This window comes from Thalassobacillus devorans MSP14, assembly GCF_000496835.1.
Lineage (GTDB): Bacteria > Bacillota > Bacilli > Bacillales > Halobacillaceae > Thalassobacillus > Thalassobacillus devorans_B.
The window spans coordinates 416,982-436,877 of sequence record NZ_KI543238.1 but is presented as its reverse complement, the minus strand read 5'-3'; the positions used below and the strand labels follow the sequence as shown (position 1 = coordinate 436,877).

At 41.8% G+C, this 19,896-nt stretch carries 23 protein-coding genes; 10 read left to right on the top strand and 13 right to left on the bottom strand.

The window, feature by feature from the left end; translation table 11 throughout:
• The first annotated feature begins 130 nt into the window (after positions 1–130).
• The 3 genes from P855_RS0118365 to P855_RS0118355 are packed head-to-tail and all read left to right on the top strand — an operon-like array spanning position 131 to position 2,015.
• Positions 131–334, top strand: a complete 204-nt coding sequence (locus tag P855_RS0118365; protein ID WP_028784929.1) for a PLD nuclease N-terminal domain-containing protein — start codon at positions 131–133, stop codon at positions 332–334.
• Positions 334–1,242: an ABC transporter ATP-binding protein gene (locus P855_RS0118360; RefSeq protein WP_028784928.1), complete on the top strand. Its 909-nt coding sequence runs from the start codon at positions 334–336 to the stop codon at positions 1,240–1,242. Before P855_RS0118365 ends, P855_RS0118360 begins: the two co-directional genes overlap by 1 nt.
• Complete coding sequence (locus P855_RS0118355; RefSeq protein WP_028784927.1) at positions 1,239–2,015, top strand: ABC transporter permease; 777 nt, start codon at positions 1,239–1,241, stop codon at positions 2,013–2,015. The genes P855_RS0118360 and P855_RS0118355 overlap by 4 nt, the downstream gene beginning before the upstream one ends.
• Positions 2,016–2,244: 229 nt before the next feature.
• Here P855_RS0118355 and P855_RS0118350 read toward each other — a convergent pair whose 3' ends face one another.
• The 7 genes from P855_RS0118350 to P855_RS0118320 form a co-directional block, all read right to left on the bottom strand.
• Positions 2,245–3,414, bottom strand: a complete 1,170-nt coding sequence (locus tag P855_RS0118350) for an FtsW/RodA/SpoVE family cell cycle protein (protein WP_028784926.1) — start codon at positions 3,412–3,414, stop codon at positions 2,245–2,247.
• Positions 3,415–3,576: 162 nt separating this feature from the next.
• Positions 3,577–3,813 carry a hypothetical protein gene (locus tag P855_RS0118345; RefSeq protein ID WP_028784925.1) on the bottom strand — a complete coding sequence of 79 codons (237 nt, stop codon included), beginning with the start codon at positions 3,811–3,813 and terminating at the stop codon, positions 3,577–3,579.
• A gap of 284 nt (positions 3,814–4,097) precedes the next feature.
• A complete protein-coding gene (locus tag P855_RS0118340; protein ID WP_037986480.1) occupies positions 4,098–6,272 on the bottom strand; it encodes an ATP-dependent helicase in 2,175 nt (724 codons plus the stop codon).
• 212 nt (positions 6,273–6,484) lie between these two features.
• Positions 6,485–7,621 (bottom strand): MBL fold metallo-hydrolase, encoded by a 1,137-nt coding sequence (locus tag P855_RS0118335; RefSeq protein WP_028784923.1) that lies wholly within the window; start codon positions 7,619–7,621, stop codon positions 6,485–6,487.
• A 17-nt stretch (positions 7,622–7,638) separates the two neighbouring features.
• Positions 7,639–8,028 carry a DsrE/DsrF/DrsH-like family protein gene (locus P855_RS0118330; RefSeq protein WP_028784922.1) on the bottom strand — a complete coding sequence of 130 codons (390 nt, stop codon included), beginning with the start codon at positions 8,026–8,028 and terminating at the stop codon, positions 7,639–7,641.
• A gap of 13 nt (positions 8,029–8,041) precedes the next feature.
• The gene (locus tag P855_RS0118325; RefSeq protein ID WP_028784921.1) at positions 8,042–8,614 is read right to left on the bottom strand and encodes a sulfurtransferase TusA family protein; all 573 of its coding nucleotides are present in this window, start codon (positions 8,612–8,614) and stop codon (positions 8,042–8,044) included.
• Positions 8,615–8,789: 175 nt separating this feature from the next.
• Entirely contained in the window at positions 8,790–9,023 is a 234-nt protein-coding gene (locus tag P855_RS0118320) for a DUF3006 domain-containing protein (RefSeq protein ID WP_235062680.1), read from the bottom strand.
• Between the two features lie 229 nt (positions 9,024–9,252).
• Here P855_RS0118320 and P855_RS22160 point away from each other — a divergent pair, with 229 nt between their 5' ends.
• On the top strand, positions 9,253–9,411 hold the full coding sequence (locus P855_RS22160; RefSeq protein WP_161628835.1) for a hypothetical protein: 159 nt from the start codon (positions 9,253–9,255) through the stop codon (positions 9,409–9,411).
• A 39-nt stretch (positions 9,412–9,450) separates the two neighbouring features.
• Here P855_RS22160 and P855_RS0118310 read toward each other — a convergent pair whose 3' ends face one another.
• Entirely contained in the window at positions 9,451–10,011 is a 561-nt protein-coding gene (locus P855_RS0118310) for a cysteine hydrolase family protein (RefSeq protein WP_028784919.1), read from the bottom strand.
• 15 nt (positions 10,012–10,026) lie between these two features.
• On the bottom strand, positions 10,027–10,770 hold the full coding sequence (gene nadE, locus P855_RS0118305) for an NAD(+) synthase (RefSeq protein ID WP_028784918.1): 744 nt from the start codon (positions 10,768–10,770) through the stop codon (positions 10,027–10,029).
• A gap of 160 nt (positions 10,771–10,930) precedes the next feature.
• Here nadE and P855_RS0118300 point away from each other — a divergent pair, with 160 nt between their 5' ends.
• The 3 genes from P855_RS0118300 to P855_RS0118290 all read left to right on the top strand — a co-directional run bounded on the left by P855_RS0118300 (position 10,931) and on the right by P855_RS0118290 (position 13,003).
• Complete coding sequence (locus P855_RS0118300) at positions 10,931–11,926, top strand: potassium channel family protein (RefSeq protein ID WP_037986479.1); 996 nt, start codon at positions 10,931–10,933, stop codon at positions 11,924–11,926.
• 106 nt (positions 11,927–12,032) lie between these two features.
• Positions 12,033–12,719, top strand: coding sequence for a bacillithiol biosynthesis deacetylase BshB2 (bshB2, locus tag P855_RS0118295; RefSeq protein WP_037986477.1), 687 nt, complete (start codon positions 12,033–12,035; stop codon positions 12,717–12,719).
• A gap of 98 nt (positions 12,720–12,817) precedes the next feature.
• Positions 12,818–13,003 (top strand): CsbD family protein, encoded by a 186-nt coding sequence (locus P855_RS0118290; RefSeq protein WP_028784915.1) that lies wholly within the window; start codon positions 12,818–12,820, stop codon positions 13,001–13,003.
• Between the two features lie 136 nt (positions 13,004–13,139).
• Here P855_RS0118290 and typA read toward each other — a convergent pair whose 3' ends face one another.
• Positions 13,140–14,987, bottom strand: a complete 1,848-nt coding sequence (gene typA / locus P855_RS0118285; protein WP_028784914.1) for a translational GTPase TypA — start codon at positions 14,985–14,987, stop codon at positions 13,140–13,142.
• Positions 14,988–15,275: 288 nt separating this feature from the next.
• Here typA and P855_RS21915 point away from each other — a divergent pair, with 288 nt between their 5' ends.
• Both P855_RS21915 and P855_RS21320 read left to right on the top strand, forming a co-directional pair.
• Positions 15,276–15,353 carry a LuxR C-terminal-related transcriptional regulator gene (locus P855_RS21915; RefSeq protein WP_084315771.1) on the top strand — a complete coding sequence of 26 codons (78 nt, stop codon included), beginning with the start codon at positions 15,276–15,278 and terminating at the stop codon, positions 15,351–15,353.
• Positions 15,354–15,506: 153 nt separating this feature from the next.
• Complete coding sequence (locus P855_RS21320) at positions 15,507–15,974, top strand: FixH family protein (protein ID WP_051353313.1); 468 nt, start codon at positions 15,507–15,509, stop codon at positions 15,972–15,974.
• A 93-nt stretch (positions 15,975–16,067) separates the two neighbouring features.
• Here the strand turns inward: P855_RS21320 and P855_RS0118275 are convergent, their stop codons facing one another.
• The 3 genes from P855_RS0118275 to P855_RS0118265 form a co-directional block, all read right to left on the bottom strand.
• Positions 16,068–16,364: a 4a-hydroxytetrahydrobiopterin dehydratase gene (locus tag P855_RS0118275; protein ID WP_028784913.1), complete on the bottom strand. Its 297-nt coding sequence runs from the start codon at positions 16,362–16,364 to the stop codon at positions 16,068–16,070.
• A 25-nt stretch (positions 16,365–16,389) separates the two neighbouring features.
• On the bottom strand, positions 16,390–18,180 hold the full coding sequence (locus P855_RS0118270; protein ID WP_028784912.1) for a M3 family oligoendopeptidase: 1,791 nt from the start codon (positions 18,178–18,180) through the stop codon (positions 16,390–16,392).
• A gap of 123 nt (positions 18,181–18,303) precedes the next feature.
• Positions 18,304–18,519, bottom strand: coding sequence for a hypothetical protein (locus tag P855_RS0118265; RefSeq protein ID WP_028784911.1), 216 nt, complete (start codon positions 18,517–18,519; stop codon positions 18,304–18,306).
• Positions 18,520–18,847: 328 nt separating this feature from the next.
• On the opposite strand from P855_RS0118265, the gene P855_RS0118260 reads away from it, so the two are divergent.
• Positions 18,848–19,795, top strand: coding sequence for an LLM class oxidoreductase (locus tag P855_RS0118260; RefSeq protein ID WP_028784910.1), 948 nt, complete (start codon positions 18,848–18,850; stop codon positions 19,793–19,795).
• The last annotated feature ends 101 nt before the right edge of the window (positions 19,796–19,896 follow it).

Genomic DNA, 19,896 nt, shown 5'->3' with positions numbered 1-19,896 from the left:
GTTCTGACTATTTGTACAAAAGCAAAACTTAGGCTCTAAGAAAGATTAAGAAGAAATTATTTACAAAAATGAAGCTTTTTCCTATCGTTATTCGTATAATTAGTTATTCGGTAATAAAGGGGGATTTAATATGGCAGAAGTTTTCGAAACAATCAACTGGGCACTTGTCGCACCGCTTCTTGTCATTCAGCTGATTTTACAAGTGGTCGCATTGATCGACTGGTTCCGCATCGAGCATACAAATGGCCCGAAAATCATGTGGCTGTTCATCATTCTGTTATTAAATATGATTGGGCCGATATTGTATTTCGTGGTTGGAAGGAGACAGGAGTAATGTCACTGCTCACAGTACAAAACCTTAAAAAAAATTATGATGGCAAGCCTGTCATCCAGGGGATTGATTTTTCCATCAATAAAGGTTCCTGTGTAGCGTTGCTTGGCCCGAATGGTGCCGGCAAAACCACAACATTACGCATGCTCTCCGGTCTGATCCGTTCCAATGGAGGAAAAATCTCTTTTGAGGGGATGAGCGTTCAATCAGATATCCGTTATCACATCGGGTACCTCCCCCAGCACCCGGTTTTCCATACATGGATGTCAGGCAAGGAGTTCCTCGTCTATGTCGCCAGGCTTGCTAATATGGACAGACAAACCGCAGCTAAACGCGCTGATGAGTTATTAGCCCGTGTCGGTATCGCGGATGCAAAAAATAAACGAATCAATAAATATTCCGGAGGGATGAAGCAGCGTCTGGGTATTGCCCAGGCAATGATTCATAAGCCAAAATTATTGATGCTGGATGAGCCGGTTTCCGCTCTTGATCCTATCGGCAGACGCGAAGTGTTGTCATTAATGGAAGAGCTGAAAGCAGAAACAACCCTGCTGTTCTCCACTCATATTTTAAATGATGCCGAAGAAGTCAGTGATGAACTGCTGCTGATGCATAACGGTAAAATAGTGGAGGCTGGATCGCTTGAAGGGGTTCGGCAGAAGCATCGTGTCGATAAGATCGACGTGTCATTCCAGGAAGGCTTTACCCCTGAGGAAGAAAAAATAACTGCCTTGCCTGCCGTCATACGAGCGGAACATAATAAAGGGAATTATCATATTTTTGTCAACGACACCAACCAGGCGAGAGATGAAATTTTACAATTGATTTATACAGAAGGCTGGCCGCTGGAACGCTTTGAAGTCGGTCGTGCATCATTAGAGGATCTCTTCATGAAGGTGGTGAATCAATGATGCAATTCATGACAGTTTTCAAACGTGAAATGCTGGAAGCAGGACGTAACTTTAAATGGATCTGGGTTCCACTTGTATTCATCCTGCTCGGCATATCTGACCCGCTATCTACTTATTACCTGCCGCAAATTATCGAATCTGTCGGCGGACTTCCGGAAGGGGCATCATTTGAAATACCGACACCTCCTGCTCACGAGGTGTTGATGATGAGTCTCGCACAATACAGCCAGCTTGGTGTGCTTGTCATCGCCTTAATGTCAATGGGGCTGATTTCAGGGGAAAGAAAAAGCGGCGTAGCCGAACTTGTGCTGGTAAAGCCTGTTAAGTACAGCACCTATGTATCAGCAAAATGGAGCGCTGTCAGTGTTTTAGTGTTAGTATCTTTTTTTGCTGGATTGATAGCCAGCTGGTATTACGTCAATATCCTGTTTGGTGATATTTCGTTATTAGATCTGATATGGACCTGGTTCTTCTATGGGCTATGGCTGTTGTATGTCATTAGTATATCGGTGTTTATGAACACGTTGTTCAAAGTGCCAGGACTGGTTGGATTCTTAACGATCCTGTTCGTAATCCTCACCAGCATCATTACGAACATTTTCAGCCATGTCCTCGAATGGAGTCCCGCTAAGATAAGTGGCTATATACGGACGATGCTCAGTGACGGAAGCATTCCAGGTGACCTGTGGGGAACTGCACTGGTCACGATAGGAATCAGTGCCCTCTTGCTAATAGCTGCTATTTATACTTTCCGCACCAAAGAAATGGCATGATTTTTTTTCGAGTTTCTGTGGGATGAACATGACGGTGAGATCCCGCAAGGCGGTGCCTGAGGAAGCTCACTGTCCGCCCATGGAAAGCGAGTGATTTCCCGGACCTCCATAAGCTCATAACCCGTAACGGAAACAATTTCTCTCGAAACTGAGTCTTCGCTTAAATGTAAAACTCAGCCATACATAAAAAGGAAGGATGCCTGTATCGGAATCCTTCCTTTTTGTTTAATTAATCCTGTAAATTGTTATCTCCGAACATAAACTCGCGCTGATGGAAATGAACGGCAAACGCAAGTCCGATCGCTATCAGATTCGCAAGCAGCGAACTTCCCCCATAACTGATGAATGGCAAAGGAATTCCTGTGATCGGCAAAAGCTGGACGGTCATGCCAATATTTTGGAATACGTGAAAAGTGATCATGCTGACGACACCGACGCACACATACGCACTAAATGAATAGTTTGCCCGGATGGCCAGCTGAATCAGATGATAAATCAATAAAAAGAACACCAAAATGACAAGACAGCTGCCGACAAAACCGAATTCCTCGCCGATAACAGCGAAAATAAAGTCGGTATGGCTTTCAGGAATGTACACTTCCCCATCGCCAAAGCCTTTTCCGGTTAACATTCCAGAGCCGATGGCCTGTAGGGATTTGATCAGATGATAGCCATCTCCTGATTGATATTTGTAAGGTTCGAGCCAGGCGTAAATCCTGCCCAGTTGATATTCCTTGATTCCCAGGTACTCCTGCAATATTTGTGGTGCCTGAATTACTAAATAAAGGACTGAGCCCCCTACAGCTCCAATTACACCATAAATGGGCAAAATCAATTTCCAGGTGATTCCTGCAACGATAATCATTCCGGACATGATACCTAAAAACACTAGTGCTGTACCGAAATCCGGCTGCTGCATGATCAGTAAAATCGGAAGCCCTGTAATTCCCATAATTTTCAACAGCAGATAAAGATCCGTTTTCGTAGTTTTGAACTGGTTGCTTTTGTTATGATTGACGATCACCCTGCTTAGCACAAGTATCGTAAATATTTTCATGAATTCTGAGGGTTGGATAGAACCGATACCTGGAAGCAAAAACCAACTCTTCTGACCATTTATCACTGGAGCAATGCTTGCCGGAGCTACTACCAGGACTGCAAGAACAAGGATTCCTGCTCCATATAGATACCAGCTCAATCCTTTATATTGTATCGGTTCGAACATCATCATTCCTGCAATGATGATGCTTCCAAGTATATACCACATGATTTGGCGCACCACAAAATTATCGGAATATTGATTGGTCTGTATGGCGCTATATATGGCAACACAACTGATGGTAAACAAAGCTATCATAATAAAAAATAGGCGCCAGTCAAAGCGCTCTTCAAAAGTCATTCAAACCATCCTCAAGATTTTTTCAAACTTATGTCTGTATTTAAAGATTCTATTACAATATTAAGGACGTTGAAACATTTTTGCAACAGTTTTCGTTTTTATTAACAATACTGCCAATTAAAAGCAGCATTACAGGAGATTTGTAATGCTGCTTAATACTTATTATTCAATTTCTGCTACATAATTGCGAAGTTTTTCATTTCTTTCTTCTTGTTCTTGTTCAGATGCCAAGTCATATTTTTTCAAGAGATGAAATACTTCATTCAATTCTTCTTGTGGACGGATATCCTTCAGATAAATATGCATCTTCACAACCAAATCGTCAGGCAGGAACTCTTCCTGACTGATTAATTTCTTTTTCACATCTTCTTGTCCGTGATCAATATTACATTCTGCCATATTTAACACCCTCCATCTTTTAATTAGAATAAATTTGGCTAGTCGCCTTCGTGTTTTTTATACTTTAACCCTTTAATCAGGTTAAACTTTTAAAGGATAAACATAGCTATTACAGAGTCTTATTACATTCTTACCCATTATAAAACATGAAAAAACTTATCTGTTCCATACAAGCTTTTGTTGAGTATTATCTGTTCATTGGCAGGTGTCTGCTACATACATTGGTAACAGTATCTTTTCATATGCGGGTATATACCCGTCACACCTTGAATCAACCTTCCTTATTACTGCTGCCTGCTTTGAGGTTCATCCATCTTCTCCAGATTTTTAAAATTCCTGCTGATTGGCCGGGGAGCCTTCAAAGTATCAAAATAAATCAAATAGGTGTTTTTCTTCTCATCCACACTTTTAATATTCCCTTCTCCAAACACGGGATGCCTGACACGTGTGCCCTTCTTATAACCGCTTCCAGTCTCATTTTCCGGATGGGCGTATGCCTGGATATACTGTTTCGCTTCCTTGATCAATTCTTCGTCAAGCAGTCCGATTCGATTGTAATCCGTTTCATCGATTTCAAAAATGAACCGGGAAGGATATTTCTGCAGCCCCCCGCTTTGAAACCCTTCCGATTCCGTCAAGTATAACTCTTTTTCGGCCCTGGTTACTGCAACATAAGCAAGCCGCCGTTCTTCTTCAAGTCCCCGTTCCTTCCTTTCCCTGAGTGTCCGCACGTTAGGTATGATGCCTTCTGTCATTCCTGCAAAAAAGACGTAAGGAAACTCAAGTCCTTTTGCAGTATGAATCGTCATCATTTTCACCGTTTCCGCCTGAACTTCTCTGTCATGCTCCGTATACAAGGTAAGCATCTGAAGATATTCTTCCAGGTCGATATCCTCCCCCAATGTCTGTTCATATTGGACAATGGAATGCAGTAGTTCAGTAAGATTATCGAGTCGGTCCTGGTCCCCATCTTCCCTGATATAAGCCTCATACCCTGTCTGCTGCAAAGATTCCTGGAGCAGTTCAGAGATAGTCAGATCTTTTCGTTTAACCTTTAAAGACTCGATGGTATCCATGAATGACCTGGCACCCGTTCGATGCAGGTGTGGGTGATCTGCGTATTTTTTCATAGTATCATACAGGGGCGCCCCTTCTGCTTCTGCTCTTTCTCTTATAAATTGCATCCGTTTCTTACCGATTTGCCGTTTGGGCACATTAACAATTCTGGAAAATGATAAATCATCTCCAAACGCAATCAACCTTAAATGAGCCAGAGCGTCTTTTATTTCCATCCTGTCGAAAAACTTGAAGCCCCCAAAGATGGTATATTCGACATTCTCTTTGATGAGCATTTGTTCAATGAAACGTGAAAGATAATTCGCCCGATATAAAATTGCAATATCGTTATAACTGGCACCCTTTTTTTCAACTAGATCCTTAATTTTTTCCACTATCCATCCAGCTTCTTCCCGCTCATCTTTTCCATGATAATGGATAACCTTCAAGCCTGTCTCATTATCAGTTACCATGTCTTTATCTACACGGAAATAGTTGTGTTTGATGAGCTTATTTCCCACAGCCAAAATTTCCGGTGTAGACCGGTAGTTCCGATTCAAAAAGATCGTTTCTGCAGAAGGGAAGTATTCCTTAAAATCCACAATATATTTGGGATCGGCGCCACGCCACTCATAGATCGTCTGATCGGGGTCGCCGACAACAAACAAGTTTCCGTGCTTTTCCGCCAGCATACGTATCAACTCGAACTGCTTGGCATTGCTGTCCTGGAATTCATCGACCTGGATATAAAACAGCCGATCCTGCCACTTTTCCAGAACCTCTGGATACTGACTGAATAAAACAAAGGTGAAATTGATAAGGTCGTCAAAATCCAGGCCGAACACCCGCTTTTGCTTTTTTAAATATAATTGAATGATGCGCCCGTCGAGATCGTCAAACGCTTCTTCTGTAATCATTTCTCCGCGTTGGACCATTTGCTGGACATAATGAGTGTTTCCTTTCAGAATGCCAATTTTATCGAGCAGTCGTTTGAACGTTTTATCATTCAACTTCAACCCAAGGTCTTCGAAAATTTCTCTTAACACTGCTTTTTGATCCTCGACATCCATGATGACGAAATTCTTCGGATAGAATAAGCGGTGGATATCTTCGCGAAGGACACGGACGCAAAAACCGTGGTACGTGGTGATGAAGCCGGTGTCCTGTTCCCCGCCGATCAACTGTTTAACCCGTCTTCTCATTTCATGGGCTGCTTTATTTGTGAAGGTGACACACAACATATTAGAAGGTTCAATCCCTAATGCATTCGCGATGAATGCATAACGATGTGTCAGTGCTTTTGTTTTTCCTGACCCTGCACCAGCAATGATTCGTATGTAACCTTCTGTGGAAGTGACCGCCTGTTGCTGCGCTTCGTTCAACCCTGTCAATAATTCTTCCATCATCTCCCCGCCTTTGTCTAGAACGTTTGTTTGTATTATATCATAATTGCAGGACAGACAATTGTCAGATCGCTAATGTCTCTATTATTCATTATCACATCTCTTTCTTCTTCTGGTTATCACAAAAAGAACTTTCTTCCTGTACTTTTGTCTCCTAAAAACCGTTTAAATAGAAAAACCAGCCTGCTTTTCAGGAAGGCTGATTTTCCATGCTATTCCCTGATGGCACAACGGTTCGGACCGATTTCCATTTCCCGCTGAGCTTCTACCTCGGGCTTTTGTTTTCCCATATTCGTTTCCCGGATATCCTGATAGCTGTTCGGCTGCGGAGGCAAATTGTCTGTCACCGCGCTTCGGAATTCATTCTCATCGTGGATGTTCAAACCATGGTTCTCACTATATAATTTCCCAAGATTCTCCGACACGCTTCCATCCTCGTTCATTTCTTTAATGCTCATATAATGGGCAGGCAGCACTGTCAGACTTTCCGGCAACGACTTATACCTTTTATACAGCGTGTTTCGTAAATCCGCTACCCAGTCTTCTGCTTTACCAGCAAGGTCAGGTCGTCCGATTGAATCGATGAACAGGATATCTCCTGTCAGCAAATACTGATCATCAACAATGAACGAGGTGCTCCCGATGGTGTGTCCCGGGGAATAAATGGCTTTGATGGACGTTTGTCCAATCTGGAATTCATCTCCGTCATGCAATGGATTGTAATCATAAGTAACTTCATCCGCATCCTTCGGAGGTAAATAATAAACTGCCTGGTGTTGATCGGCGAGCTTCTTTCCACCAGAAATATGATCGGCATGCAGATGCGTATCAAATACATGAGTAAGTTGAACACCTTTTTCCTTTATCATCTCTTCATATGGTTCCTGCATACGATTTGTATCAATCATTGCCCCCTTGCCATCCGACACTACTAAATAGGACAAACACCCTTTTCCGATGCGGACAAACTGGATCAGGCTCCCCCCGGTGACAGTTCCAACCTCCACTGGTTCCAAATGCTCGCTATAAGCTTTCATCCCTCCAGAAATCGAGTATACGTTACCGTAACCAGCTTCGGCAATTTGTTCAGCTACAAACTGCGATGAACCGCCTTTTGCACAAATCGTATAGATCGGTTTATCCTTCGGCAAATGATCAATGATCGGGTCAATACCTTCTAATAACTCAAAATAAGGTTTATTGATAACCTCTACATTTTCACCTTCAATTTTCCAATCATCAAACTCATCTGTATTTCTGACATCTAATATGAAGACATCTTCTCCGGATAAGATGTCTTTGGTAAGTTCCTTTACGGTAACTTCCTTGACTTGTTGTTCGGTACTCATTACGTATCTCCTTTCTTTTAAAAAGTCAGTGTGATATTGGCATCACTGGCGAAATTCAGAAAACTGGCAGCGCCACCAACATCTATGCCTTCTACAAAATGTTCCTTTTCCAGACTCATGACATCCATCGTCATCTGACAAGCGATCATTTTGACATTCATTTCACTCGCCATGCTGACTAAATCCTCTACCGGGGGGACATTTGCACGCTGGAAACCTTCCTGGAAATGCTCGGTCCCTTCAGGCATCGGCAGTTGCTTGTGACCTTCCTTATGAATTAAGTTTAAACCCTCGAATGTAAAGAATATCCCTACTTCGGCATCTGTTGCTGCCGCTGCTGTGGCAATGTTGAATACTTTATAAGCATCAAACATGCCTCCATTTGCTGCTATGATAGCTACTTTCATTTATTGTATCCTCCTAATTGGTTTGTTCTGTCGGTCCTGACCATTCTTTCATGCCAGGCACCACATTTTTCACGTTATTGAATCCCTTTCCGGCCATTTTCTGGGCCGCTAAATCACTACGGTTTCCTGTTCGGCAAACGACATGGATCTCATCATTTTTATCGAGTTCATCAAATCGGTTCTCTAATTGATCCAGAGGAATATTGACGGATCCAGGAATATGCCCGAAAGCATATTCTGCGGGCTCCCGAACATCAATGACCGTAACCTTCTCTTCGCCTTCCACTTTCTTCAAAAGGTCATCCAAGGATGTGATATCCTGATGTTTCGTTTCCGCCTTTTCTTCCTCATCCCTTGCTTTTCTGAGGTAATGCTTAAAAACATCGCCTTCGGCAGTCGAACCTAAATACTGGTGACCGGTATTTTCAGCCCATGCTTTAATATCTGTAGTGGAACCTTTATCAGTAGCCTGGATTTCCATAACCATCCCTGGCTCCAGATTATCTATTTCTTTTTTTGTCTTTACAATCGGCATCGGACATGCAAGTCCTTTGGCATCAACCACTTTATTAACAGTAACTTCCAAATGAACCTCACTCCTTTCATTATTATTATTGATGAATATTTACTTGTTATCCTTAGTGACATTTGCCATTAGAAAAACTTGGCTTGTTGTCAAGTTTTTGTGAACGTACAAAAAACAAGCACCCCTAAATCGGTGTGCTTGTGATTATCCAATGAAATATAATGGCAGTATTATTTTACAAACCTTCTAATTCTTTTTCCGGTTCTTCCGGGCTTATTTTTTCTTTTGCAATGATTTCCACATGGCGTAAATTTCCGATGCTGTCAAAGTCTATGGCCAATGTATCTCCTGCTTTAGCAAAAGCAATCAGTCTCTCTTTCAGCACCATCAATTCATTTTGCTCGTTTCCTTTTTCCACTAGTACCGCGTAGTATCCCTCAAAACGATCCAAGGTGTATTGATTAATCATTAAGATGAACTCCCTCTCTTCGCTATTAATTGGAGATATCAGCCAGAATAATTATGTCTCTTATTACTCACTACCCCTGTCAGAAAATTAAAAACAGGTTTTTAATGGAAATTTGTCGAAACTTTTGTATATTCGTGTCTTCTTTTGTAAAGAAATCGTAATAAAACCCTCGTCTTATTTCCTATTTTATTATAAAATGAACTTAGACATTATGAAGGAGGAACAACAGTTGCGCACGTTATTATTAGCCTTATTGATTATTTTCATGATCAGCTTCGGTGTCATTGGTTATACCGATACAGGAGAAGAAGGCGAAATTAAATTACAGGAAGATAATCGTACCGAACACTTAGTGATCCAAACCATATCAAGTAGGCTACTAAAGTGAAAAACCGTCTGTCCCAAATGACAGACGGTTTTTTTCTGCTTAATTGTTAAGGACTTTTTCAAAATCGAACTGCACTGTGGGAGAAATATCGGCGAATAAGGATCGCTCCATAATTTTCAATGCATTTTCATTATCGGTTTTATCCTCTGATACAACCAGGTCCTTCGGAATATAAAGGTCATATTCGCGCATATATGCTCCGTTTGCTGTAAACAATACACACATATCTCCAGTAGTACCTGTTAAAATTAGACGATCTACTCCTATTTGCGCAAGAAGAATATCTAACTGAGTTCCATAGAAACCCGAATGCTTCGGTTTGATGACAAAAAAGTCGTCCTCATCCGGCTCCATTTTCTCTACAAGCGGCTTCCCTCTTCCCTTTTTGCACTCTTCCACGATTTCGCGGGCATTGTCCTGCCAAAGACCAAAATTGTCATTAACATAAATGACCGGTATCCCTTTTTCTTTTGCCTCCTGTTTGAAAGTGTACAGATTGTCCGCTATTTCCAATGAATGTTCAAGCAGGTCTTCTCCGCCATCGAAATCCATTTTGTTGATCACATCGATAATAAGTAATGCTGTATTTGATTGTTGCATCTATTACACCCTCTACTACTCGAATTTTGGCGGTTCCGCCGGCATGATCCGCTTATGTGCTGATTTCTTATGGAGCGCTTCAATGATTTCCTTATCTTTTTCGGCCACCTGTTCCCCTTTCATATAAGCGTCAATGGTGTCATAGGAAACACCCATTTCTTCCTCATCCGTCTGACCTTCCCAGAGCTCAGCACTTGGCTTTTTCTCCACAACTTGAGAAGGAACTCCCAGATAGCGTGCCATCTCACGTACTTCCCCTTTTGTCATATGAATGAGGGGCACAAGATCGACACCGCCATCCCCATATTTAGTGAAATATCCGGTGTAATGCTCAGGAGCGTTATCCGTACCTACTACCAGATAACCGTAATTAGCTGCAACAGAATAGAGCGTACTCATCCGCAGTCTCGCTTGCAGGTTAGCACCATTCAATTGGGCATTTTCTTCATTCCAATCCTGGTTTGCTTGTAGCTGCTCCTGTATTTCGTTGTAAGTTGTTTGATAACTTTCCGTCAATTCGATACCGACCTTTTTGAGGTTCGCTCCTTCCACTACTGCGATTGCGTCTTTTTGATCCTCCACACGCTGGTTGATCGGAAGAATTACTCCGATGGAATCATCTGGAAAAGCCCGTTTGATCAAGTAAGCAACAACCGCAGAATCGATACCCCCGCTCACACCTACTAACGCACCATTCAACCCGGCATCGTTCACTTGTTGTCTTATCCATGACACTAAGTGGTCTACTCGTTTTTCCATTTCCATAATAGAATCTCTCCTTATTCGGGTTTATAGCTTCAGTTATTTCTATAACCACAAATTCCTTAAAGGCCAGTATTTTAAACATCTATGTTTACCTATTAGCTATAAGGGCAATATTCGTATCGTATAAAGGATTTGTCATGTTAGGGGAGAGAGTATGCCGAATCGGTATAAACGCGCTATTCAATTCAGCATTACATTAGCTACTTTGATATTAATCATGACCATTGTGTTCATGCAGGTGGAGAATTATACTTTTTTCGAAAGTTTCTGGATGACAATCGTATCTGTGCTGGCAATCGGATATGGCGATATGGTTCCAGTCAGTAATGCCGGAAAAATCTTTGCTATGTTTCTAATCCCGGTTACAATGGGGGTTTCAACTTACTTATTAACTTTTATCGCAGCATCCATGATTGAAGGCAGACTATCGAAAAAGTGGGAGAGAAAAAAGATGGATAAGCAAATCAGTCGAATGAACGATCACTATATCATTTGTGGTTTTGGAAGGGTCGGGGAGCAAGTGCTGAAAGAATTCTCCCAGCACAATTACCAGGCAGTCATCGTCGATTATGACGAGGAATCTGTAAAACGAATACCAGAAGACATTCCCTATATCGTAGCAGATGCTAAAAAGAATGAAGTATTGGAGCATGCAGAGATAAATAAAGCGAAAGGGATCATCATTACTACATCGGATGACGCCACTAATGTATTTATAACGTTGACAGCCAAAGGCTTGAACAAAGATATCGAAGCAATTGTAAGAGCAGAAGTATTTGAAACAGAAGATAAAATAAAACGCGCAGGAGCAGACCACGTTGTAAATACCAGTGATTTAGGTGGCAGAAGAATGGCGCTCTCCATGATCAAGCCTGCCAGCATGCATTACATTGATTCTATCATTCACGCAGAATCGGACCATTATCAAGTGGAAGAAATTAAGATAAGTCAGGATTCCTCCCTTGAAAATCAAAAGATCACCGAACTCCCTTTGCATGAGGAACACGGTATATCCATACTCGGCCTTCAACGTGATCAGAAATTCATCGGATTAGCGGATAAAGATGCTTCGATACAAACTGATGATATTCTCATATTATTTGGAGATTCGGATAATATAACATCTTTCAAGGAGAAAGTGATTACGTAAGATTCAACTCCTATAGAACAAATGACTTTAAAAACTCTTCATCCTGCGGGATAATAGCAGACAGATGCTTTATTATTTGCAGTCGTTTTTTAAAGGAGTGCTGATTATGATAGAAAAAGAAAAGCAAGTGCTTGTCATATTTCCCCATCCGGATGATGAAGCTTTCGGTGTATCCGGTACCATCGCTTCTTATATCAACCAGGGGACCCCATTGACTTATGCTTGCTTGACATTAGGGGAAATGGGAAGGAATCTCGGGAAACCCCAATTCGCCAACCGGGAAACCCTGCCGCTCATCAGGAAAGAAGAATTGAAGCTGGCCGCGAAAGCAATGGGGATTGAAGACTTGCGAATGATGGGATTCCGTGATAAAACTTTAGAATTTGAAGATGATGAAAAAATGACCCAGCTGGTTCGGGATTTGATCGATGAACTTCACCCTTCTTTGATCATTACATTTTATCCAGGCTACGCCGTTCATCCAGATCACGAAGCTACCGCAAGGGCGGTCATCCGGGCGGTCCGCGAAATCGGCCCTGCTGAACGACCGAAACTCCATTGTCTTGCTTTTGCCAATAATACCTTTGAGGAATTAGGCGCACCGGATGTGATCAATAATATTGAATCGGTCAAAGAACAGAAACTGGACGCCATGCGCGCCCACATTTCTCAAACCGCACGTATTCTTGAAATGATCGAAGAAGGTATGAAAGTAAATGATCCAGAAGCATTGAAGTGGGTAACAAAGGAAAGCTTCTATAGCTACAAATGGGAAATCGATCAGGTAAAATGAATGCTGTCCACAAGGGCAGCATTTTCTTTTTTTGTTTCATCTCAGAATCAGCAGGGTAAACGTCTAATACAATTATTCGAAAGGAGCGTGTGTGTCGAATGGCAGATAAAAAAGGCCTAAGTGAAAAAATGAAAGCAGGCGTTTCAAAAACGAAAGGTGAATTTAAAGATCAAGTAGGTAATGCAAAAAATGATCCAAAAATGCAGGCTGAAGGTAAAAATGAGAAAGACAAAGGAGAATTCCAGAAAAAGACCGGCAAGATGAAAGGTAAATTCAATCAATAAATAAACCTGAGTATTTATTCACCACTCCAGTAGCTCATGGTAGGTGTACACCAGATATGTTGTACCCTTCACGGACAATTTCCCACACACTGAAAAAGCCTCCCCGACGGTCTTAAACCGGTGGGGAGGCTTTTGATTACTTCTCAACATTTTGAAGTTTTTTCTTCTTCGCTTCTTTTTCACGCTCGTTTTTGTTCAAGATCTTTTTACGGATACGGATAGATTCTGGAGTTACTTCACAGTACTCGTCATCATCCAGGTATTCGATCGCTTCTTCAAGCGTTAGCTTACGTGTCTTTTTGATGGTATTCGTCGTATCTTTGTTGGCGGAACGAATATTGGTCAAATGCTTTTCTTTCGTAATGTTGACCGTCAAGTCATTATCACGATTATGCTCTCCGACTACCATTCCTTCATAGACCTCTGTACCAGGCTCGACAAAAATCGTACCACGATCTTCGAGGTTCATGATACCATACGTAGATGCTTTCCCTTTATCGAGGGAAACAAGTACACCTTGACGACGGCCGCCAACTTGCCCCTGGACAAGTGGAGCATAGCCATCAAATGTATGGTTCAGAATTCCATAGCCACGAGTCTGGGATAAGAACTCAGTCGTGTAACCGATCAATCCGCGGGAAGGCACCAGGAACTCCAAGCGTACTTGCCCGTTTCCATCATTCACCATGTCCTGCATTTCGCCTTTACGATAACCAATGGATTCCATGACAGCACCCTGGTAGTCTTCTGGCACGTCAATTTGAACACGTTCAACCGGCTCACAGGTAACACCATCGACTTCCTTCAGGATGACTTTTGGTTTGGAGAGCTGCAATTCAAACCCTTCACGGCGCATATTTTCCACTAAAATAGAAAGGTGAAGCTCGCCACGGCCGGAGACTGTCCAGACATCAGGAGATTCGGTAGGTGTTACACGTAAACTGACATCTGTTTCTAACTGCGTCATCAAACGCTCTTCGATTTGACGGGAAGTTACATATTTACCTTCCCGGCCGGCAAATGGGCTGTTGTTGACAAGAAATGTCATTTCAAGTGTCGGCTCATCAATTCGAGGAATTTCCATTGCCTCTTGATGATCAGGAGGACAGATGGTTTCCCCTACGTTGATGTCTTCCATACCAGATATCGCGACGATGTCTCCAGCTTGTGCTTCCTGGATTTCAATTCGCTTCAAGCCGATGAAGCCGAACAATTTCGTCACACGGAAGTTTTTGACAGAGCCGTCTTTTTTCATCAATACGACTGACTGGCCGACTTTGATGCTGCCGCGGAAAATACGACCGATTCCAATACGCCCGACGTAGTCATTATAATCAAGCAAAGTCACCTGGAATTGCAAAGGCTCGTCTGAATTCTCGACCGGTGCCGGGATATTATCCATGATGGTTGTGAAAACAGGGTCCATTGTTTCTTTCTGGGTCTCCAGCTCAGGCTCTTCACTGGAAGTACCGTTCAATGCCGATGCGTAAACAACCGGGAATTCCAATTGATCCTCATCGGCGCCTAGCTCAATGAAAAGGTCGAGGACTTCATCTACGACTTCATCAGGTCGGGCACTAGGGCGGTCGATTTTATTCAATACGACTACAGGAGTCAATTTTTGTTCCAATGCTTTTTTCAATACAAAGCGAGTCTGAGGCATACAGCCTTCATAAGCATCCACGACAAGTAAAACACCATCGACCATTTTCATGATCCGTTCTACTTCACCGCCAAAGTCAGCGTGACCTGGTGTATCCATAATATTAATACGTGTATCGTTATAATTAATCGCGGTATTTTTAGCTAAAATAGTAATGCCGCGTTCTCTCTCTAAATCGTTGGAATCCATCGCACGTTCGTCCACTTGCTCATTGTCACGGAACGTACCGGAATAGCGTAGCAGCTGATCCACTAAAGTAGTTTTACCGTGATCGACGTGGGCAATGATCGCGACGTTACGAATATCATTTCTGTGTTGCATGGTGCACACACTCCTCTTTAACAGTTAGAAAAACTTAGCTTGTCACAAAGTCCTTATAGCGAAAAGCCATAGTCTTTCTGTACATGAATCCTTTTATTTGAATCTACTTAAAGTACAAAAATTATTCAACTTTTCTATTATAACACACTAACCACTATGATAATACACCTATCTTATATTTTGCTATTATCTCCATTCGCAGTACAATTAAAACAACTAACACAAAGCAGGTGTTTCATATGTTATCTTACACACAAATCAAATGGCTGATTTTATAGGTCCCAGCAATTGCATATATCAGAAAACACTGTAAAAAACCATTTAAAAAGCATGTTGAAGAAGCTCGGCATCAAAAACCGGGTGTAACTGACCCGGATGGCTTATGCGAATGGATGGATAAAGTGAACAGTTTGTCACAAAGTTGCCACAAGGATAGCCCGACAGGGTCATAGTTTTTCTGAAAATGACGTGTTAAGCTATATGAGAATGTAATTATTTTCAAATAAGGGAGCCATCACCATGAAAAAAACGCTTATTTATTTAGGTCTGTTCATCACTGCTATTGTGCTTAGTGCCTGTGGTGGAGATCAATCGGGAAATGCGGAAGAAGAAAAGGGCATGGAGCCGATGCTTGATACCAAAGTTACCATACCTGAAGATATCCAGCCAAATGAAGAAGTCACTTTCCAGGCTAAAGTTACTCAAGGTGAAGAAGCAGTAGAAGATGCAGACTATGTAAAATTTGAATTCTGGGCCGAAGGGGCGTCCGATGAAGAACACGAAAAAGTAGAAGCAGAACATAAAGGCAAGGGCGTCTATGAAGTCTCCTATACCTTTGAAGAAGAAGGGGCGTACTACCTTTTCGCCCACACACAAGCACGTGACATGCATGTCATGCCTAAGAAGAAGTTTCCTGTCGGGGATGTGCAAATTACTGAAGACAAGAAAGAAGATGATGATATGGAAGGCAATGACGATAGCCATTAAACCATTACCCGCTGACTTAACCAAAAGAGATAGAAAATGACGACAATATAAAAGATCAAAAAGCAGACCGGATTCTGGTCTGCTTTTATGCATTCATTCTCTTATTTTCCCAAATATCCGATCATATTCTTCTGCACTTCTGATATCCAGATCTGTGAGCCCCTTCGCATTCCAGGAAGTCAGTTTCATGGTAACCACTTTATAGTCAATATGAATCAAAGGGTGATGTTGTATTTCCTCGGCATACTCTGCTACTTGTTCGACGAAATGAATGCCTGACAAGTAACGTCTGAAACGGTAACGTTTCACAATCCATTTATCGTCTTCCAGCTTCCAGTCATCAAGCTTACTTACTTCTAGATCCTTCTGCTGATCCGAAAGTCTTTCCACTATGCATCCTCCTTTTACAAATGGTTTAATTTGATGCAGCAGCTCCTGTTAAGTTGAGAAACTCCTCTACATCAGCAATGCACAACTTCAAAGCATCTTCCCAAAATTCTTCTTTCTCCAGATCCACTCCTAAGTGCTTCAAAGCGAGCTCTTCCACCCGCATTTTACCAGTATCCTGAAGCAATGAAGTATACTTATCTTCAAAATTCTTGCCCTCTTTCACCGCTTTTGCATAGATACCAAGGCTGAATAAATACCCGAACGTATAAGGAAAATTATAGAATGGAACGCCAGTAATATGAAAATGAAGCTTGGAGGCCCAAAAATAAGGGTCATACTCACCGAGCGCTTCTTGGTAAGCCTCTTTTTGAGCATCAGTCATCAATTCATTCAACCGGTCCGTCGGAACCATTCCCTGCTTCCTTTCTTCATAAAAACGGGTCTCAAATAAAAACCTTGCATGAATGTTCATAAAGAATGCGACACTGCGCTGCACCTTGTCCTCGAGTAATGACAGTTTTTCCGCTTCTGTTTGAGCATTCCTCACAGCAGCATCAGCAACGATCATTTCAGCAAACGTAGAAGCGGTTTCTGCTACATTCATGGCATAGCCCTGATTCAATATCGGGAGATCATTCATGACATGCTGGTGATAGGCATGGCCAAGTTCATGAGCCAGCGTGGCTACATTAGAAGCTGTCCCAGAATAAGTCATAAAAATTCTAGTCTGTTTGCTGTCCGGAAAACTGGTACAGAAACCTCCTGGCCGTTTACCAGAACGGTCTTCCGCTTCAATCCACCTGTTTTCAAAAGCCATCTTAGCAAAATCAGCCATTTTAGGGCTGAACTTTTGGAACTGTTCTATAATAAATTCCGCTCCTTCATCATAAGACATCGTTTGCTCAGTTCCCCCAATTGGAGCTCCTGTATCATACATATTTAACTTATCCAGTCCCAATAAATCTGCTTTTCGCTGAAGGTATGTTTTATAAAAAACTTTATGTTTTGTAATAGCTGTCCACATGGCATCAAGCGTTTTTCCACTCATTCGATTGAAGTCGAGTGGTTCTTTCAGCACATTATCCCAGCCACGATATTTGTATGTCTGCAGTCGGAAACCAGCTAAATGATTGAGCGTTTCGGTAAACAAATCACTTTGCCCCGCCCACGCTTCCTTCAGCTTTCCTGCCACTTCCTTCCTCACTTCCCTTCTGGAAGAACCTAATTTGTTGGAAGCCTGCCCTACTGATAATTCCCTTCCTTGAAAGTCAATCATCATTTTTCCTACTATATTATTATACATTTGTCCCCAGGCATGATAGCCATCCACACTTAAATCATTAATCAATGATTCTTGCTCCAGAGGAAGCTTTTCTTTTGCCCGACTGCGGCGCTCATTCAGTACAAATGCAATTGGAGCGACCATCTCCTGCTGTAATATACTGTGCCACGTGTCTTCTTCCACCTGGATCAGCTTCTGGTCCAATTTGGTGAGAATGTTGCCATATTGAGCTCCAAGCTGACTTCGTTTCGCCATCCACTCCTTTGCTTTAGCGTCCTTTACATCTTGCGCAGCCAAGCAACTGACAAATGCACCAATTTCTCTGATACGTTTAGTAACACTTTGTAAAACATCCACTGCCTCCATCAAATTTCCTTTACCTGATTGGTAGCCGGGAAATTGCAAATCAACTACTATTTCTTCCAGCCGTGCCATTAAACGCTCTGTTTTTTGCACATAATATTTAAGTTCTTTTGACTCGCTTCCATTTGGAAAAATGCTGTCAAGATCCCAGCTCTGGTTATATGTATTCATCGCAAGCACCCTCCTTTTATACCTGATACAACTTCCATTATATAGAAATTTCTGAAAATTTACTACTATGAAATTGTTGAACAAAATAAAAAACCCATGTTTTATAATTGCATAAACATAGGTTTACATGGATGCTATATTATTTTCGACAAGAAGCTCTTTTTTAGACTCTTCGATTGTAAAATGATATTTCCCTTGCATATAGCCGGAGCCTTTTAAAAAAGCAATAAATCGCTCTGCTTCTGTTTTTGTTTGGAAACTTAACTCCGCCTTGTTTTCACTACATAAAAAGTTGATCTCTGTTTTTTTATTGAACCATGCAACTACCTTATAGCTCACTTTTGTATTCCCCCTCCACAATCTAAAATAGTGAAACTGTTCCTGAACTTGTTTCTTAACGGGAGGTCTGAACGCTGTAGTGAATACGAATGTTTAATTATATTTCTAAATTTTTATTCATTATGTATATTTTAACATTATCCGACTTCCTTTTTATACTTTTTAATAAAGAACAGGTGATAAGGCTTATATAATGTTACACAGTTTTCAGAATATTATTACTAATATAGGTACATAGATTCAGAGTATAATGTTTGAGGCAAATTTTTTGTAGCGAAAAAAAGTATGATTCATACTAAAATGACTAATTCCCGGGAGTCTGATAAAAATGAAAAAACATACAGGATTTAAAAAAATGGTAGAACCTGGCCAACTTACTTTTGGTTTGTCCATTCCAATTGAAAATTATGGCAATCAGTCACCGCATATGGAGGATCAAATTGAAATGGCACAGCTTGCAGAACAACAAGGCTTTACCAGCTTATGGCTGCAGGATGTCCTTTTAGAGGACCCTACCTTTGAAGACCCTGCGACCGGTCAAATATTCGATAGCTTTATTTACCTCACTTACTTGGCCAGTCATACTCACTCTATCAATGTAGGTACTGCTGCAACTGTATTTTCATTACGCCATCCGCTTCGTACCGCCAAAGAGGCAGCAAGCATCGAGCGGTTATTCCCGGAGCGATTGATGCTCGGTATCTCATCAGGAGACAGAAGAAAAGACTTTTCAGGGTTGAATATCCCAATCATGGAGCGCGGACAATGGTTTCGGGATGCCTTCCACTATTTCCAGCAGGTACTTTACGAGGAATTTCCAACAATCGATTCACCATTTGGCAAAATAGATAAAGCTAACCTTGTCCCAAAACCAACGAAAGAAATTCCTCTTTTCCTTACGGGGTACGCTCAGCAGACTCTCGATTGGGTCGCCCGGCATGGAGATGGATGGATGTTCTACCCGCAACGGCCTGAACAACAACGTGAGACCATCACGAAGTATCGTAAGCTTGCGAAGAGCTATTCCCCGGATAGTTTCCGTGCATTTCTTATGCCGCTTCCGCTCGATTTAACGGAAGACCCCGATTATTCCTATGAAAAGATTCCAGCAGGCTACCGAACCGGGCGGAACGATCTAATAAATATTTTAACGGAATATCAGGACGCAGGAGTCAATCACATTTTCTTCAACCTGGCTCAAAGCAGGCGCCCAGCCAAAGAAGTAGTTGAAGAACTTGGGAAGTATGTACTTCCCCATTTTCATGGTAACAATTAGAGGAGGATAACAAAGTGGATACTAGACCTAAACTTCCACTTCTCTCCCACTTTTTCGCAGCCAGTGGAGCATTTGACATCGTTCCTGCACTGGATTATTTG